We start from the raw sequence: 19415 nt of genomic DNA, 5'->3' as shown, positions 1-19415 counted from the left end.
TTACTTCTCCATTATAAAGGTGTATGTCTTTCCTTTTTCAGTTTCCAAATCGTATAGAAACGTATTTGCCAATTCTAGATTCTTCAAGGTGGCCTCCTTGGAAATTATGGGTGCAGCCGTTTCAGGTACATAAAAGAGTGGATTCGGATTTTCGTCTTCCGCTTTTTTAAAGGTTCCTATTCCGACTAATTCTACAGCGTTTGGAACTCGAAGCCGAAGGTTTCCTCCCAAATTCGATTTTATCGTAGCGACCACCAATTTTTTATCCTCCCATTCCATCGAAACCAATTCAAAATTGCCCCGAGCTTTTAATCCGCCTACATAACCTGACTTTAAGGCATCGGGAATGGCGGGGAGTAAATGAACCGACCCATCGGAACTTTGCAACAACATTTCGGCGATACCGGAGGTACACCCAAAATTCCCGTCAATTTGAAACGGTGGGTGCGCATCGAAAAGGTTATTATAGGTACCGCCTCCACCTTGGTTGATACCCACCGGGGTCAGTTGGTCTTTTATCAATTTATAGGCATGGTTGCCGTCCTGCATTTTGGCCCACCAGTTTACCTTCCAGCCCATGCTCCATCCTGTAGAGACATCACCACGTTGCAGTAATGTGCTTTTTGAAGCTGCAAAAAGTTTGGGGGTTCTATACGGTGAAATCTGGTTGGACGGAAAGAGACCGTACAAATGGGAAATATGTCTATGATGATCTTTGGGCGAGTCCACATCATCCAACCATTCCTGTAATTGATTGTGCTTGCCCACTTGCATGGGTGGTAGTTTCTTCCGTAACGTTTTAAGGGAATCGGCAAAGGCTCCATCTTTTTCTAAAATTTCTGAAGCTTTGATTGCCGTATTGAAAACATCCAAAACCAATTGATTGTCCATTGTAGAACCTGCCGTAATGGAAGAGCCTTTATGTTCCTCTGGGGCGTTTTCGGGAGAATTTCCAGGAGCAACTACCAAATAGGGGTAGTTAGGGTGCTGTACCAAAAAATCGGCATAGAACTCGGCAGCACCTTTCAATGCAGGATAGCTAGATTGTAAAAACGAGGTGTCGCCCGTATATAAATAATGTTCCCAAAGATGCTGGCTTGTCCATGCACCTCCACCGTTCCAGATACCCCAAAACGCACCGTCTATGGGGCCGGTTATTCGCCATATATCAGTATTGTGGTGCGCCATCCAACCCTTTGCGCCGTACATCACTTTTGCGGTTTCTTTTCCTGTTTCCGAAAGCTCTTGCACCATGGTCAAAAAGGGTTCGTGCAATTCCGAAAGGTTGGTGCGTTCCGCAGGCCAATAGTTCATTTCGGCGTTTATGTTGATCGTATATTTACTGTCCCATGCGGGTTTCATGCGTCCGTTCCATATTCCTTGTAGGTTTGCCGGTTGTCCGCCAGGTTGGGAAGAAGATATCAATAGATATCTTCCGAATTGAAAATAAAGAGCCACAAACGAAGGGTCGTTGGTATTTCTAAAATTCGCCAAGCGCTCATCTGTTGCGAGTTTTGAAGCCTCCGAACTTCCAAAATCCAAAACAACCCTATCAAAGAGCTTTTGATATTTTTTAATGTGGTCAGACTTTAATTGGTCATATTCTTTTTCAAAAGCAGCATCCAAATACGCTTTTGTCCGTTCCGTTTCATCACCACTCAAGTCATGGTATGAATTAAAGTTTGTAGCAATGGAAACCATGATAACGGCTTCATCCGCATTTTTAACTTCAACGGAGGAATTGGTTTGGGTGACCGTTCCGTTAGTAGTTTTTATTCTGGCCAGCGCATTGAACTCCACTTTACCCTCTACTCCTTCGTGGTCGCTCGTCTTCCCCCAAAGTGAAAGTTGGTCGTTACCCTGAGTCTCAATTCTTGGTTCTAGGTGGGGCGTATTAAAGTTTGCCGTAAATGAAACTTTACCCGGTTCATCAGCCGAAATTTTGATAACTAGCACACGGTCGGCCAAAGAAACAAATGCTTCTCGGTTATAGGTAATCCCATTTAATTGGTAAGAGGTTTTACTAACGGCCTTGCTGATATCCAATTCCCGATAATAGTCGTTGTAATTGTTATGGTTTGAAAACGACAGTTCCAGGTTGCCCACGGGTTGGAACATTTGTCCATGTGATTTCTTGGTAATGATTTTCTCATTGGCCAGTTGTTCGGCGGCCTTGTATTCACCATCAAAGATTAACTTTCTCACTTCTGGCAGAGCTTCCAGTGCATTGGGATTATCATTTCGATTAGGGCTTCCACTCCATACGGTATGCTCGTTCAATTGAAAAATTTCATTAGACACATTGCCGTAAACCATGGCTCCTATGCGTCCGTTTCCTATGGGCAAAGCATTTTCCCAATCCTTCCCGGAAGGTTCATCATACCATAATTTTAGGTCAGAATTTTGTTGTCCGAACAATAAAAATGGAGCTAGGAGAATGGCCGTATATATTACTTTTTTTAGGGTTACCATCTAACTTATAAAATGAAGGTTTAAATTTAAGTGTTCAATATACACATAAAGCCGATTTAAATTTTATTTTTAAAAAGTATTTTTTGAAAAATTGTGAAGGAATCTAAAAAAAACCAATAAATTGTTAGAATAACTTCCGTTATTTTGAGACTTATAACATTTGTGAACCGAATTATTAATTTTTTTGGTTTAAGATAAGTGACGCAGCACCATGAAATATATCATTTGCCAGGAACCTGGCCGTTTTGAATTGAAGGAAAAAGAACGACCGGTTAGAAGGACCGGGGAAGTACTGGTCAAAATACATCGTGTAGGTATTTGTGGAACGGATTTACATGCCTATGGTGGAAATCAAGCTTTTTTCAAATACCCAAGAATACTGGGTCATGAACTCGCCGGGGAGATATTGGATATTGCCCAAGATGAAGATGATTTCAGAATTGGCGATCAAGTAATCGTCATGCCTTATGTAAGTTGCGGCACCTGTGTGGCCTGCAGAAATGGAAAAACAAATTGCTGCACCCAAATCAATGTTTTAGGCGTACATGTGGATGGGGGGATGCAACAAATTATAAGCCTGTCTAAAAATCTGCTTATTCCCGCAAATAATCTTTCCCTCGAGGAAATGGCCATCATAGAGCCTTTGGCTATTGGGGCACATGCCCTAAGAAGGGCAGCTATTCATAAAGGCGAAACAATCGTAGTAATTGGTTGTGGACCTATAGGTATCGGCCTCATGAAGTTGGCCCAAATTAAGGGTGCCAAGGTTATTGCCTTGGATATGAATAAAGACCGATTGAATTACGCTGCCAATCAAATAGGGGTTTCCCATGTTTTGGACGTTAGGGAGAGCCCCCTTGAAAAGATAGATAAAATTACCAATGGTGACTTGGCTACCGCTGTATTTGACGCTACTGGAAACAAACATGCTTTGGAGTCTGGGGTATCCTATATGTCACACGGTGGCAGATTTGTTTTGGTAGGCCTTTCCAAAGGAGAACTTACCTATGTGCACCCCCAGATACATGCCAAGGAAACGACTTTGATGTGCAGTAGAAATGCTACTTTGGAAGATTTTCAGTTCGTAATCGATCATATCAAGGATTTCCCAACAGATTCGTTTATAACGCATAAGGTTCATTATTCTGAAATGATTGAACATTTCGACTCTTGGTTATTACCAGAAACAAATGTGGTCAAGGCCATGGTTACTTTTGATTGGAAATGAAAAGTTCGTTTTTATGATTATTGACTCACATCAGCATTTCTGGATTTTTGAAAAGGAAAAACATGCCTGGATCGATGATAATATGGCCAACATCCGAAGGGATTTTTTACCGATGGATTTGGAGCCCATTTATAATGAAAACAAGGTGGGTGGTTGTATTGCCGTACAGGCGGACCAAACCCTTAAGGAAAACGATTTTCTCCTGGACTTGGCCAGTAAGCACGATTTTATAAAAGGCATCATAGGTTGGGTCGATTTGCGAAGTGAACGTCTTCATCATGATTTGGACATTTATGGGCAATTCCCCATTGTCAAGGGGTATAGACATGTAGTACAGGCCGAAATAGACCCATTATTTCTTTTAAGGAAAGAATTCCTGGAGGGTATTGGAGAGCTGCAGAATCGCGGCCTGATCTATGAAATTTTGGTCTTTCCGCATCAATTACCTTCCGTATTGGAATTCGTGAGGCTTTTTCCCCACATAACTTTCGTACTTGACCATATGGGCAAACCCTATATTAAATCAGGATATATCCAAGCATGGAAATTACTCATGAAGGAACTAGGGAAAGTTGAAAATGTACACTGTAAAATATCGGGTGTAATTACGGAGGCGGATTACAGGAATTGGACGGTTCCGGATTTGCTGCCCTATTTGGAAGTGGCTCTGGAGTCCTTTGGTACCAAGCGTATACTTTATGGTTCTGATTGGCCCGTTTGCCTTGTAGCCGGAAATTATGGCAAAGTCCTGGAATTGGCCAAAGAATTTGCCAATGAACTTTCCGAAAATGAGCAACAGGATTTCTATCATAATAATGCAGGGAGAATATATAACCTAAAAAATTGAAGCAGCATGGATTTAAATCTTAAAGGCAAAATCGTTGTAGTAACGGGTTCCGCCGGGATGGAAGGTAGCATTGGACATGCAATAATATTTGCCTTGGCAGCGGAAGGTGCCATACCGGTACTTATCGACAGAAACATTAGAGGGATTGAGTACGAAAACCAGTTACGGCGAACTGGGTTGGATGCCCTTTTTATTCAAACGGATATGACCGATGTAATCCAAATCGAAAATGCGATTGATAAAGTTTCAGAAAAATATGGTCGTATTGATGTGATCATAAATAATGTGGGCGTAAATGATGGGGCCTCTTTGGACAAATCCATTGAGGATTTTGTTGCCTCATTAAAACTGAACCTTATCAGCTACTTTGCAACGGTCAAATTTGCCTTACCCCTATTGAAAAAAAGTCGGGGCAACATATTGAACATTGGGTCCAAGGTAGCCCTTACCGGGCAGGGAGGTACTTCTGGTTATGCGGCCGCCAAGGGCGGCGTCTTGGGACTTACCAGGGAATGGGCAGTGGATTTGATAAAATTTGGCATACGCTCCAATGCGTTGATGATTGCCGAAAGCTATACACCCGCGTATGAGTCTTGGATAAATAGTTTGGAGAACGGAAAACAGAAATTAGAGGAGATAAAAAACAGGATTCCCTTGGATTCAAGAATGACGTTACCGTCTGAAATAGCCGATACCGTTCTTTTTTTAATATCGGAAAGATCCTCCCATACTACAGGTCAGTTTGTTTTTGTAGACGGGGGGTATGTACATTTGGATAGAGCTTTGTTATCCACAAAATAAACCAACCCAACCTAAAATCATGGCAAACCAAACCCCAACACCATTACTTAAAAGATCGGTATTAGTTCCCTTTATACTTATTACTTCCCTTTTCGCCCTTTGGGGTTTTGCAAATGATATAACCAATCCAATGGTTTCCGCATTTAAAAAAGTGTTGGAACTGGATAATTTCCAAGCCTCTTTGGTTCAATTGGCATTTTACGGTGGATATTTTACCATGGCCCTACCTGCCGCGATATTCGTTAACCGATATTCCTATAAGAAAGGTATTTTGCTGGGCCTTGCCTTGTATGCCGTAGGAGCCCTTCTTTTCTATCCGGCAGCGGCCTATGAGGAATTTGGGTTTTTTTTGGCGGCCTTGTATATTCTGACATTTGGATTGGCATTTTTGGAAACTACAGCAAACCCTTATATTCTTTCAATGGGCTCCGAAGAAACTGCTACAAGACGCCTTAATTTGGCCCAGGCCTTTAATCCAATTGGAGCACTGCTAGGTCTTTTGGTAGCACAAAAATTCATTCTGGCGTCATTGCAATCAGATGACCTTTTGCCTAACGGAGCGCCTGTTTATGGAACTTTGTCAGAAACAGCTAAGGAATTGGTAAGGACATCGGACCTGGCAGTAATTCGTAATCCATATGTAATCTTGGGTCTTGTGGTCATTGCATTTTTTGTGGTCATTGCATTGATCAAAATGCCACGTAACGAAAGACAGGAAGGTAAAGTGGTTGTATCGGAATCCATAAAAAGACTTTTTAAGTCCAAAAAATTTGTAGGGGGTGTAGTGGCACAGGCTTTCTATGTAGGGGCACAGATTATGTGTTGGACCTACCTTTATCAATATGCGGAATCCTTTGGTATTACCAATGAGAAGGCGGTAAATTTTGGAATTGCGGCGTTGGTCATATTTTTGACTGGTAGATGGGTGGGAACCGCACTACTCAGGATAATAAGTTCCGGAAAGCTACTGTTTATATTCGCCATAGGAGCATCCATTTTTACATTGATAACCATTTTTGTTCCGGGTATGGTAGGATTGATCGCTTTGGTAGGCATTTCCTTTTTTATGTCCATTATGTTCCCAACAATCTATGGTATTGCATTGGAAGGGCAGGGAGATGATTCCAAATTTGGGGCTGCCTTTTTGGTAATGGCCATCGTTGGCGGTGCGTTGATGCCCACCTTACAAGGATTGATTTTGGATTTGGGGGGAACCGGTTACACGGATATATCGATTTTGGGAGTACCTGAAGTGAATTTCTCATTTGTTCTACCATTGTTATGTTTTATTCTTGTTGGAATCTATGGACGCAATGTGTATACAATATACAATCCTACATTATGAAACCAACCAAACGCTATTGTTTTGCCTGTGATTTGGTAAATGAGCCTGATTTAATAAAGAAATATAGGGAATATCATGAAGCTGGAAATGTTTGGCCAGAGGTTACTGAAAGTATTAAAGATGCCGGTATTTTGGATATGGAAATTTATTTGGTCGAGAATAGGCTTTTTATGATTATGGAAGTGGACGAAAGCTTTTCCTTTGAACGGAAACAAAAAATTGACAAGGAAAATGCCAAAGTTCAGGAATGGGAACAATTGATGTGGACGTTCCAACAGGCCTTACCGTCTGCACGTGATGGGGAAAAATGGATACCAACCGAATGTATATTCAAGCTATCTCGATAAGTGATAAAATCAATCGTACAATTTTAAACATGCTCTAAATTATTCTTATAAAAAATGCATTGTGTCCCTATATTTTTGGAATTCGATGGCGATTGTACATTTTGAAGACATTTTATTTATAGTTTTTATCAGCGAGAATCAAACCTAAACTTCAAAACAGCCTCATAACATCGTTTATTAACAGTTATTCGGTCCATTCCAACGTAAAATAAGAGGTGTAAAATTTTAATTTATAGAGTTTTATCTAGTTTTATGGGATCTAATCATTCCTAAGTAATTTGCATTATTTGGGGCAATAAGATGAAGTACTGTTAAAATTATACCCTGATAAATGGGTGTTGTTTGAATAATTAACAATATAATCAGTTGGGTGCAACAATATTTCAAGAAAGCGCATCATCTGTTTTAATATTTCTTTCCCCTTTGGAATACATTTGGTTTCAGTTTATTGGTGACAATTAAACTTGATTAACATTACTATTGATTGCAACAAACTTTAACCACTTAATTATGAATAGATTTAAAACAGCCTTGATTGCAACATTTATCTTAGGATTGCAATTGGCATTTTCCCAAACGTTGACCGTTACCGGTACAGTTACCGATGACTCAGGGACACCACTTCCTGGAGCATCAATTTTAGTGGCTGGCACTTCCAATGGAACCCAGACGGATTTTGATGGAAACTACGTTCTTTCAAACGTTCCCTCCAATGGATCCTTGGCCTTTAGTTACATTGGATTTAAGACACAACAAATTCAGGTCGATGGTCGGTCTACAATAAACTTAGTTCTTTTAGAGGATACGGAGGCGCTGGATGAGGTAGTTCTAATAGGATATGGTACTCAGAAAAAGGAATCTGTAACCGGAGCCGTTTCTACCGTTTCTTCTCAAGATATCGTTGCGCTCCCCGTTGTGAGTTTTGCCGAGGCACTCCAAGGTCGTGTTCCTGGTATCCAAATCAATAATTCAGGGGGACCAGGTACCGATCCAATTGTGCGTATTCGTGGTATTGGCTCCATTAGTTTTGCATCAAGTCCTCTTTACGTTGTAGATGGATATCCGGTAGGTGGCCTGGGCGACTTCGATAATAATGACATCGCTTCCATTTCTGTACTTAAGGATGCCAGTGCTGCGGCCATATATGGTTCAAGGGCTGCCAACGGTGTTATTTTGGTCACCACTAAAAAAGGCAGGGCCGCAAATGGGGTTGAACTGAATTATCGCACATTTAGCGGGTTTGCAAATGCTTCCAACAAATTGGATTTATTGAACCGAGAGCAATATCTCGAATTTGGAAGGGAATTATTGGATAATGCTGGAGCCACGTATCCTTCCCGTTGGAGTGAATTGAATACCCCTATTTATCCTGGCGCAACCCAAACCTATGCTGAAACAGATTCAGATTATCAGGATGCCGTTTTTACCACGGGTATCACCACCCAGCATCACCTTAGTGTTAGGGGAGGCTCTGAAGCTTCTAGGGTGTATGCTTCATTTGGCTATTTTAAGCAAGACGGTATCATGTTGGGAACCGGTTTTTCTAGATATAATTTTAGGGTGAACTCAGATCATGATATCAATGATTGGTTATCGGTTGGAGAATCTTTCACAATATCCAATGGTGAAAGACTAAATGAAGCGGAGTTGGGAGGAAGAACCCAGATTCAGAACATTATAAGAGGTATACCTTATATACCGTTGAGGGACCCAACATTGCCAGGAGGTCTTAGAGCGCCAGATGGCGCTGATGGTACGGATCCTGAAAACCCATTAAGACCCGCGGTAATAGACAGAAATACAAATTCCAATGTACGGATTTTTGGTACGGCCTACGCCAATGTTAAACTTTTTGATGGATTGGATTATCGTTTTACAGCGGGTATCGATTGGAACAATTTCAGAAACCTGCAATTGCAACCCATATATTTTGACGGATTTGCGGGTAGGGTAGAAAATATTACAATAGATCAACAGAATACCTCCACCGGAAATTATTTTTCAAACCAATTGAACTTTGTTAAGACTTTTGGTAAGCATAATATCGATGCCATAGCCGTTGCAGAAAGACAAGATTTTGATATTTACACTATAACCGGTAATGGTCGTCGTCTAAGTAATGACTTAAATGTTCTCCAGGGAACCCAGGCACAAACAGTTAGCGGAACGGAAGGCTCAAATGTCATTTATTCCTTCTTGGGAAGATTGAACTATGATTTTGGTGGTCGTTATTTGTTAAGCGCTTCATTACGGCGTGACGGTTCCTCAAAATTTTCCGATGGATTCAAGTGGAAAACCTTTCCGGGAATATCCGCTGGTTGGAATATAGCTGAAGAACCTTTTATGCAAGGACTTGAAAACTTGTCAGAATTAAAAATTAGGGGAAGTTGGGGTCAAGTTGGTTTCGAAGGAATCGGTGATTTTGAAAGTCAGGCCGGTATCTCTACCAACACCAACGCAATCATAAACAATGAGGAAGTACAAGGAGCTTTTTTCAATCGTCTTGCCAATGCTGAATTGGAGTGGGAGGTGACCACTATGACCAACGTAGGTTTTGATTTGGGCTTATATCAAAATAGGGTTCAGTTGTCTGCGGAATGGTATAAGCGAACTACGGACAATTTGATTCTTAATGTTCCTATTCCTGCCTCACTTGGTTTCGCAGGAAACACGATTGCCAATGTAGGGGGTATGGAAAACTGGGGTATGGATTTTAGCACTTCTTATTATTCAAAACCAGGAACCGAATTTCAGTGGAACGTTGCTGCAAATGTTGGGCTTTTTAGAAATGAGGTAGTGGCATTAGCTACTGAATCCGCTAGTATTTTTGGTGGTCAAAATGCCGATGCGGGTGGTTTTGACATAACCCGTACCGCTGTAGGCGACCCTATTCAATCCTTTTATGGATGGAAGGTCGAGGGTATTTTCCAAAGCCAAGCTCAAATTGATCAATATAATGCACTTGATGGTGACGCATCCACACCGTATCAAAGTAATGCTGCGCCTGGAGATCTTATTTTTCAGGATTTGGATGGCAGTGGTGATATAACTGCGGACGACCGTGATGTCATTGGTAGTTTTATTCCTGATTTCTCCTACGGTTTAAACTTTGACGCTTCCTATAAAAATTTATATCTTAATATGTACTGGTATGGAAATCAAGGAAATGATGTTTACAATGCTACAAGGGTATATACGGAAGGAGGGTTAAGACTGTTTAATCATGGAACCCAGGTATTGGATGCTTGGACCCCTACCAACACAGATACGAACATACCAAGAATGGTAAATGGTGATCCCAACCAGAATACCAGAACATCAGATCGCTTTGTGGAGGATGCCTCATTTTTAAGATTGCAGAACCTAAAAATTGGCTATAGGTTTCCACAAGATTGGTTGGACAGGGGCTTGGCCGGTCTTAGCAATTTTAACGTGTATCTTTCTGGAAACAATTTGTTGACTTTCACAAAATACCAAGGATATGACCCTGAAATTGGGGCAAGAAACAACAACCTGAATATCCAAGGTGTGGATTACGGGCAATATCCAAGACCCCGTACTATCTTAATAGGATTGGAACTAGGATTTTAAAATTGTTATAAAAGAAAATAAAATGAAAAATATGAAAAACTTAAAACCCACGATTGCCATAATTGCGGCTTTTCTCTTCAGCTTATCATGCGGAAGGGAAGATTTGGATCTAACGAACCCTAATGAAGTCGTTGTTGCTACATTCTACAAGAACGGAGACGAGTTAAGGAGCGGTGTTTACTCCATCTATGCATCCCTACAGAGTCTTCAGTTGTATGCAAGGGAATATTTCTTTTTACACGATTTAAGGGGCGATGATAATAAAGCCGGCGGAGGCCAATTAGAAACGCCTAGAAATCAGTTGTTAATAGGTACCAATGACCCTGGTAATTCGGTCGCTAGAGATGTATGGACAGGCCTCTACGCTGTAATTTTAAGGTCAAATATTGTAATAACCCAAGGGCCTGAAGTAGCGGATATAAGCGAAAGCTTACGGACGGCCTTAATTGCAGAAGCCAAGTTCACAAGAGGTTGGGCCTATTTTGAGTTAGGAAGTCTTTGGGGAGGAGTTCCCATCTATACCACCTATGCTGGAACATTTGAGGACAGTGCTCCAAAATCATCACAGCAAGAAGTACTGGATTTGGCCATTCAAGACCTAAGGGACGCTGCAGCAGGATTGCCTTTGGCATCACAGACTGAACAACCGGGCAGGTTTTCAAAAGGTTCCGCTCAGGCAATGTTAGGACGTGCTTTAATGTTTACAGGTGACTATGCAGGAGCAAAAACCGCTTTTGAAGCCATAGTAGACTCAGGTGAATACGCCTTGGTAGATGAGTTCGATGATAACTTTCAAGAGGAGAATGAATATAATAGGGAGTCCATTGCAGAGATTGGTTACTCGAACGTTGGTGGTTTCAACTGGAACGGAACGGGTGACGGCGTAGGTAACGAGCAAAGTGTTAGAACACAGGAATATTCTGCTGTGGGTTGGAGAAACTTAATACCTTCAGATGGTCTATTAAATGAGTTTGAACGTGTATCCAAAGGCGATGCGAAAGATGACCCAAGATTTGCAAAAAGTTTTTATTCCTTGGGTGATACTTTTAATAATGGAGAAAGTGTTTTGACAGATGTCCAAGGCGAGGAGACCACGTTTGAGGGCGTTACCACAAAAATAAGCTGGAGAAAGTATTCGCTTATGTACAAAACCGATCCTGGAGGATTCCTAACAGGAGGTATCAACATGAGGGTAATTCGCTATGCGGAAGTCCTGATCAACTTGGCAGAATGTGAATTGGAGTTAGGTAACCCTGCAAGGGCAATAGCGTTATTGAATCAAGTTCGTGCAAGGCCTAGTGTAGATATGCCGCCATATCCTACTACTAATTTTCCTGTTAGTAACCCAACCGAGGTTATGGAAGCCATTATCCATGAAAAGCGTGTAGAACTAAGTTCAGAGCAAATTAGGAATAGGGATATTTTAAGATGGAGAAAGGAAGGTAAGTTGCCTGCCGAACCCATTTCACATTTTGAACCAAAATTGGAACTACTTCCTATACCACAAAGTGAGATTGATAACAATGCTAAATTGTCGGAATCTGATCAAAACCCTGGTTATTAGAAGTCATATAAATATTAGTTAGATTGAGTTAGTTTTTATTGGTAGTGCCAAAACCGTGAGGGTTTTGGCACTTCCCTTTTATACTTATCTATATTATTTAGTATTTTACTATATGCGTTGGATTAGCGGTTTTATTTTATGTGTTCTCTTATTTGGTTGTGAGACCAAAAAGCCTGAAAATACATTGTTTAAAAAGGTAACGACCGAACACTCAGGCCTCACTTTCAGGAACACTATTACAGAGAATGAAACATTGAATATTATAGATTATGAATATCTGTTTAATGGAGGTGGAGTGGGGATTGGGGATTTTAATTCAGATGGTCTGCCTGATGTCGTTTTTTCTGGTAACATGGTCACTAGCCGTATCTATCAAAATATTGGGAACCTTCAGTTTAAAGATGTCACTTCGTCTTCCGGAATCATAACCGATGCTTGGTGTACCGGTGTGTCCATTGTTGATATTAACAATGACGGGAAACCGGATATCCATATTTCGACGGCCCACGATCTTTTCTTGGGAAACACTAAAAACTATTTTTACCTCAATGAAACGGAATCCAAGGAGGAAATAAAATTTAGGAACCTTGCAAGTGAAATGAACATCGCAGATTCTTCTTACACGATGCAGGCCGTTTGGCTGGATTATGATAGGGATGGCGATTTGGACCTTTTTTTGGCCAACAATTCCAAAGAAGAATACCCTAAGAACAATGCTTTTGGTCAACGAAAGGACGGCAGGGGAAAAAGTACGGATAAACTTTACAGGAACAACGGAACCAATAAAAATGGCATTCTCCAGTTTGAGGATGTTTCAAGGGAAGCGGGAATCTCTATTGAGGGATGGAGCTTGGGCGTTGCTGTAATGGATATTAATGGGGACCAATATCCGGACATTTACGTAGCTAATGACTTTCTGTCCAATGATGTGCTGTACGTGAATAATGGAAACGGCACATTCACCAATAAAGTTTCTGAATATTTTAAGCATCAGAGCCACAATAGTATGGGTATAGATGTAGCCGATATCAACAATGATGGAGGGCTTGATTTTTTGGTTTTGGATATGTTTCCAGAAGATAATTTAAGAAGGAAAACCATGTTTTCCGAAATACCTTTCGACAGGTTTAATTCATCGGTTAAAGCAGGTTACCAGCCGCAATTCGTTAGAAACGTACTTCAGGTGAGTACACCCTCAGGATTCAGTGATATTGGAAATTTTGCCGGTGTTTCGGCTACGGATTGGAGTTGGGCACCCTTGATAGCTGATTTTGACAATGACGGACTTCGGGATATCTATATTACCAATGGTTATAAAAAAGATATTACCGATATGGATTTTGTGGATTTCAATAACTCTTCAAATGTCTTTGGTTCTTTTGAGGAAAAGAGAAAGGCACTTGTCGATCAACTGAAAAAAATGGATGGGGTAAAAAAGTCAAACTTCTTCTTCAGAAACAGGGGCCAGAACAAGTTCGAAAATGAAACGGACACCAGTGGTATACAGGTACCATCTTATTCAAACGGTGCAGTATATGCAGATTTGGATTTGGATGGCGATCTTGACATTCTTACCAATAACATCGATGATGAAATACTTCTTTTTGAGAATAAAAGTACGGATGTTAAAAAGGATAATTCCAGCTATCTAAGGTTGAAGTTCAATCCAAATGCAGAGAATATTGGGGCCAAGGTATGGGTCTATTCCAAAAAGGGAAAGCAATACGGGGAATTCCATCCCCAGCGTGGATATCTATCATCTGTTGAACCTTTTATGCACTTTGGTTTGGGAAATGCAGCGATTATCGATTCGATCAGGGTAATCTGGCCCGATGATACTACAACATTGTTACAAAATGTTGATACCAATCAAACGATTGCTCCAATAAAAGGAAATTCAAAGATTGAAGTTAAAATTTCAAAAAAACTTGAAAAAGCCTATTTGGAGGAGATTGCCCCTCCTTTGGACTCCCCCTATGTCCACCAAGAAAACACCTTTGACGATTTTAAAAAATGGCCGCTGCTTTTTAGAGGCTACAGTAGGCCAGGCCCCATTCTTTTAGGAGGAGATATAAATGGCGATGGTCTAGAAGACTTTTTTGTGGGAGGAACTGCAAATAATCCTGCCAGCTTCTATGTACAGTCAGCAAATGGCAACTTTGTTAAATCTCCATTTCAGAAATCCCAAGATGAAATTAGAAGTGAAAATTCAGCTGGCTGCTTTTTTGATGCGGACAATGATGGGGATATAGATCTATATCTGGCAAACGGAAGTTCAGAAAATTATGCACATCCTGATTTGTACCAAGACATTCTTTATTTGAACGACGGAAATGGTTTTTTTAATATGGAAACCGATGCACTTCCCAAAATTTCATTTCCAACCAATACCGTCGTTCCTCTTGATTTTGATAAAGATGGAGATGAAGACCTTTTTGTGGCAGGTCGTTTGGATCCCAATAACTTTCCTTTTTCACCAAGATCTTATCTTTTGGAGAATGATCAGGGTGTTTTTACGGATGTAACAGAGGAAGTTTCGCCAGAACTGCTGTATCCTGGAATGATTACGGATGCATCTGCGTCGGACATAAATAATGATGGATGGTTGGACCTTATATTGGTGGGCGAGTGGAATCCTGTTCAACTATTGTTGAACAAACAAGGTCGATTGGCTCTCGATTTGGGCGATAATGGATTAAAAAACACACACGGATGGTGGAATTGTATAAGGGCTGGAGATTTTGATGGGGACGGTGATATGGATTTCGTAGCCGGTAATTGGGGCTTGAACAATCCCTTTTACGCAACTGGAGAGGAACCACTAAGACTTTACGCCCATGACTTTGATAAAAATGGCTCCATTGAACCTATTATAACGTATTTCAATCAGGGTAAGGAGTACATTTTACAGGCAAGGGGTACTTTGATGAAACAGTTGCCATTAATTAGAAAGTTGACAAAAAATTACCATGATTACGGGGAGAAAACTTTTGGGGAACTATTCGATAAGGAGAAAATGGATTCAAATTCTATTTTCAAAGCATATGAACTGGCCTCCATGTATTTTGAGAATACGGGAAATGGAAAATTTAGGAAAACTCCACTACCCGAGCAGTTGCAATGGTCTCCTATTTTCGATTTTATTGACATCGATATTAATGGTGATGATGCTATGGAATTGTTGAGTGTAGGTAATTTTATGAACACTGAAATCCTAACCGGCCATTATGATGCAGGTATAGGACAGACGCTGGAATATAATCAGACTAAAGGTGAATTTGAATTGATCAAATCAAGTAAAAGTGGTTTTGACATTACTGGGGAAGCACGGTCTTTGTTAAGACTGAAAAGCCATTCCGACGATGAACTAATAATTTTAGGTTTACAAAACGATACTTTAAGGTATTTTAGAAAAACGATTCCACTCTCAAAAAATCAGTAGAAACAAAATCGATTCTTTTAACCTTCGGTTATGTTTCTTAGTACTTTAAAAGCAATAGTCTAATTTTAAAATTATTATCAATCCCTATAAGGTTTGAGCGTTTTTATGGTTCCATCGCTTAGGTGTTCAATTTCCGCAACCTTAATGCACCTTAGATGGGTTACGCCCTTAGATAATGAGGAATCATGGTAGAAAAGATACCATTTTTCGTCTACTTTACATATTGAATGGTGGGTTGTCCAACCAACAACCGGTTCGAGGATCCTTCCCTTATAGGTAAATGGCCCATATGGATTATCACCAACGGCAAAACATATAAAATGAGTGTCGCCAGTAGAGTAGGAGAAATAATACTTTCCTTTGTATTTATGTAACCAGGCGGCCTCAAAGAATCGTCTTTTGATATCCCCGGCCAAAAGCGGGTTGCCATTTTCATCAATGATTAAGGCATCTTTAGGTTTTTCAGCAAACTCAAGTAAATCATCGGTCATTTTTGCAATCTTGGGCATTAGTGCCATTTCATCGTCATTGGGTAGATGTGCTGTTGGACTCTCAGGTTCTTTACCATTAAATGAGCCATTTCGCCATCGTTGCAATTGACCGCCCCAAAGACCACCAAAATACATATAGAAGCTTCCATCTTCATCTTCAAAGACTGCTGGGTCTATGGAAAAGCTATTCTTTATAGCTTGCGGTTGTGGGGTGAAGGGGCCGGTTGGAGAATCGCTTACGGCAACACCTATCCTAAAAATGCCGTCATGGGCCTTTGCAGGAAAAAACAAATAATATTTACCGCCTTTATACGCAGCATCAGGCGCCCACATCTGTCTCTCCGCCCAAGGAACATCCTTTACATGAAGGGCAATTCCATGATCAACTGCCGGACCATCAATGGAATCCATGGATAGGACATGATAGTCCTCCATGGCAAAATGACTCCCTAAGTCGTCAAAAGCCTCGCCAGCGTCTATATCATGTGAGGGATAGATGTATATTTTACCATTATAATAATGAGCGGAAGGGTCTGCTGTATATATATGCTTTACTAGCGGACTTGAAATCGCCTTTTCATTCAGTTTGTCAAAATTTATATGATCTAAACTCTCTTCAGGCATGCTATTTATTTTTGTCTATTTCTAATTAAATCGTTTTCAATCTGGGTCTCCATTTTTTTATTAATCTCATAAAAAAATAGTAGTGCTATTCCCATTAAAAATGCTATGGATGGGTATATGCTAACCAACATTCTTGTACCTTCGATTGCGCTATCCGGTTGAACTACAGCACCGTTGGAGGCAAATTTCTTAGGAATGTAATTGTAAACCCCAAGTATCCACGTTACGAGTGAACCGCCAATAGTGAGCCCTAGTTTTAACCCGATCATCATGGCGGAAAAAATAATGGCCGTGGCCCGTCTATTGTTCTTCCATTCGGAATAATCTGCAACATCTGCAATCATGGCCCACAAGAGTGGAATGGTAATGCCGTAGAAAAACCCGTGCAGAATTTGCGAAAGGAACATAAGTTCTACTGAAGTAGAAGAAAAGAAGTAGAAAATGGCTATAAATAGGGTGGATACGAACAATGCACTACCAAATACATCTCTTTTTCCATATTTGTCCGCCAAACGTTTTGATAATGAAATCCCGACAATCATAAAAATAATTCCGCCAGCATTGAACAGTCCAAACCCTGCAGAAGTTGGATCGTCCCCAAAAAAGTCCAAACCTATGCTGGAAAGAGCCCTTAAAAGCGGAGCGATAAATTCTGCCAAACTGGCCGCATTTACATAGTTCTCAAAATAATAAACGTACGATCCTCCCTTCATTGCAAGGGTTATGAACACCAAGGTGGTGAGTACCAACATTATAATCCAGGGTCTGTTCTTTACCAAATCGCCTAAATCTTCCTTTAAGCTAGATTTCTGATCAGGGGTAGGGACAACACGTTCTTTGGTTGTAAAAAAGGTGATCAATAGCATGATGGTCCCAATAACCGCCAAATAGGTCATTACCGTTTCAATGCCATCCGCTTTATTGCCATCACCAGCATACATTATGATTGGCAACATGAAAACCTGTACAAAGAATTGCGCAAACATCACGGCAACGAATCGGTAGGATGAAATACTATTGCGCTCCTTCATACTTCCTGTTATAACTCCGCTAAGAGCGGCATAGGGAAGGTTGTTGGCCGCATACAATAACAGTAATAGGGTATAGGTTATCGCGGCGTAGACTACCTTACCTGTATATTCAAAATTGGGTGTGCTGAATGCTAAAAGTGCAACGATTCCTAAGGGTATCGAAGTAAACAATATCCATGGCCTAAATTTTCCCCACCTACTCCTTGTCCTATCGGCAAGTGCACCAACAATAGGGTTAAAGGCGAATGCGGAAATGATACCAACCACAAATATGATAACCGAGGCATCATCCGTTTCCAATCCATAAATATCCGTATAGAAATACGCCAAGTAGGTAACCAAAGTTTGGAACACAAGGTTGGCGGATAAATCTCCCAAACTATAGCCAACTTTTTCCTTAATGGATAGTTTATGTGAATCAGGATTCATAATCTACAAATTAGTTTGTTGTCTGTAATTGGTCAAGTTTTTCTTTTAGGCCAATTATGCCATAGTAAGCTGGCTTTGGTTTTAACTCCCTATCAAAAAGTAAAGGATAGTTGGTCCTACCACGAATTGGAAATCCGTTTAACCATGACTGTCTGTCATTAACACCCCAAAAGGTAACCCTACTGATTTTATCCCTATGTTTTAGGAATATTTTGAAAATGTCCTTATATCTATTGGCCAATTTTGTTTGTATTGAATCGGGTAGACCTTTGGTGTATGGATTCATCTCTTCGCTGTTCTCGAAATTCTGACTGATTTCGGCCCCTTCCAAATCCCATGGGTTTGGCAATACACTAATATCCAATTCCGTAATTGCTACCTGGACCCCCAATTTTGAATACTCCAAAATGCTTTCTTCTATTTCTTCAAGGGAAGGGTAATCCAAGTGCCAATGTCCCTGCATTCCAACCCCATCAACTTTTATTCCTTTTTCCTGGATTTTCTTTATCATTCTGATAGCACCTTGCCTTTTATCAGGATTTGTCATGTTGTAATCATTATAAAATAACTTTGCATTAGGGTCTACCTCAGAGGTCCACTTAAATGCTAATGAAAGATATTCATCCCCCATTTTCTCAAGAAAAATGGAATTTCTAAGTGTACCGTCTTCATTTAAGGCTTCGTTCACAACATCCCATGAGTCAACGACACCTTTAAAGTGAAGAGCCAAATCCTTGATATGTTTTTCTGTTGCATCCTTAAATTCGAAGCTGTCTTCGATAGTTGCAAACCAAGGAGATAACTGACTGTGCCAAATTAAGGTATGGCCATGTACATGCATGCCGTTATTTTTTCCCAATGCAACAAATTTATCGGCCAATTCAAAATTAAAACTATCCCTTTGAGGATGGATAATGGACGATTTCATTATGTTTTCGGCGGTAATGCTATTAAATTCTCTTTTTACCAGGCTAAGAGAGGCACTATCACTTTGGTCTATTATTCTACCGTTCAAAGCTACGCCAATATAAAAATCCTTTTCAAAAGCTTCTTTTAGTGATTTTACTTTTACTGGCTTTTCATCCTTTGTCTGCGAGCAACTTATCAGAGATGTTAAAATAATGAACATGAAGGATTGTAAAACGAGTCTCACAATAGAACGGAATTTTTCGGCTTTATTAATTGAAGAACAAATCATTTTAG

Annotated in this window: 12 protein-coding genes; 8 read left to right on the top strand and 4 right to left on the bottom strand. The window is 40.4% G+C overall.

Going from position 1 to position 19415, the window contains the following annotated elements:
* A complete protein-coding gene (locus tag FEK29_RS07650) occupies positions 1–2472 on the bottom strand; it encodes a glycoside hydrolase family 95 protein (protein WP_138257838.1) in 2472 nt (823 codons plus the stop codon).
* A 211-nt stretch (positions 2473–2683) separates the two neighbouring features.
* Here FEK29_RS07650 and FEK29_RS07645 point away from each other — a divergent pair, with 211 nt between their 5' ends.
* From FEK29_RS07645 to FEK29_RS07610, 8 genes are all read left to right on the top strand, one after another.
* Complete coding sequence (locus FEK29_RS07645; RefSeq protein WP_138257837.1) at positions 2684–3700, top strand: zinc-binding alcohol dehydrogenase family protein; 1017 nt, start codon at positions 2684–2686, stop codon at positions 3698–3700.
* A gap of 13 nt (positions 3701–3713) precedes the next feature.
* Positions 3714–4547: an amidohydrolase family protein gene (locus FEK29_RS07640; protein ID WP_138257836.1), complete on the top strand. Its 834-nt coding sequence runs from the start codon at positions 3714–3716 to the stop codon at positions 4545–4547.
* Between the two features lie 6 nt (positions 4548–4553).
* A complete protein-coding gene (locus tag FEK29_RS07635) occupies positions 4554–5348 on the top strand; it encodes an SDR family oxidoreductase (RefSeq protein WP_138257835.1) in 795 nt (264 codons plus the stop codon).
* A 19-nt stretch (positions 5349–5367) separates the two neighbouring features.
* Positions 5368–6693, top strand: a complete 1326-nt coding sequence (gene fucP, locus FEK29_RS07630; RefSeq protein WP_138257834.1) for an L-fucose:H+ symporter permease — start codon at positions 5368–5370, stop codon at positions 6691–6693.
* Positions 6690–7040, top strand: a complete 351-nt coding sequence (locus FEK29_RS07625) for an L-rhamnose mutarotase (RefSeq protein ID WP_138257833.1) — start codon at positions 6690–6692, stop codon at positions 7038–7040. Before fucP ends, FEK29_RS07625 begins: the two co-directional genes overlap by 4 nt.
* A 510-nt stretch (positions 7041–7550) precedes the next feature.
* Positions 7551–10631, top strand: coding sequence for a SusC/RagA family TonB-linked outer membrane protein (locus FEK29_RS07620; RefSeq protein WP_138257832.1), 3081 nt, complete (start codon positions 7551–7553; stop codon positions 10629–10631).
* Positions 10632–10662: 31 nt separating this feature from the next.
* A complete protein-coding gene (locus tag FEK29_RS07615) occupies positions 10663–12195 on the top strand; it encodes a RagB/SusD family nutrient uptake outer membrane protein (protein WP_138257831.1) in 1533 nt (510 codons plus the stop codon).
* A 184-nt stretch (positions 12196–12379) separates the two neighbouring features.
* Positions 12380–15637, top strand: a complete 3258-nt coding sequence (locus FEK29_RS07610) for a VCBS repeat-containing protein (RefSeq protein ID WP_161595329.1) — start codon at positions 12380–12382, stop codon at positions 15635–15637.
* A 77-nt stretch (positions 15638–15714) separates the two neighbouring features.
* On the opposite strand, the gene FEK29_RS07605 is transcribed toward FEK29_RS07610, so the two are convergent.
* From FEK29_RS07605 to FEK29_RS07595, 3 genes are read right to left on the bottom strand one after another with little or no spacing between them, the layout of a single operon-like run.
* Complete coding sequence (locus FEK29_RS07605; protein WP_138257829.1) at positions 15715–16752, bottom strand: glycoside hydrolase family 43 protein; 1038 nt, start codon at positions 16750–16752, stop codon at positions 15715–15717.
* A gap of 5 nt (positions 16753–16757) precedes the next feature.
* Positions 16758–18212: an MFS transporter gene (locus FEK29_RS07600; protein WP_138257828.1), complete on the bottom strand. Its 1455-nt coding sequence runs from the start codon at positions 18210–18212 to the stop codon at positions 16758–16760.
* Positions 18213–18222: 10 nt separating this feature from the next.
* Positions 18223–19341 carry an endo-1,4-beta-xylanase gene (locus tag FEK29_RS07595; protein ID WP_205123400.1) on the bottom strand — a complete coding sequence of 373 codons (1119 nt, stop codon included), beginning with the start codon at positions 19339–19341 and terminating at the stop codon, positions 18223–18225.
* Between the last annotated feature and the right edge of the window lie 74 nt (positions 19342–19415).

The organism is Maribacter aurantiacus, assembly GCF_005780245.1.
In the GTDB taxonomy this organism is placed as follows: domain Bacteria; phylum Bacteroidota; class Bacteroidia; order Flavobacteriales; family Flavobacteriaceae; genus Maribacter; species Maribacter flavus.
The sequence above is the reverse complement of the archived record's forward strand: the minus strand, read 5'-3'. Positions and strand labels throughout refer to the sequence as shown.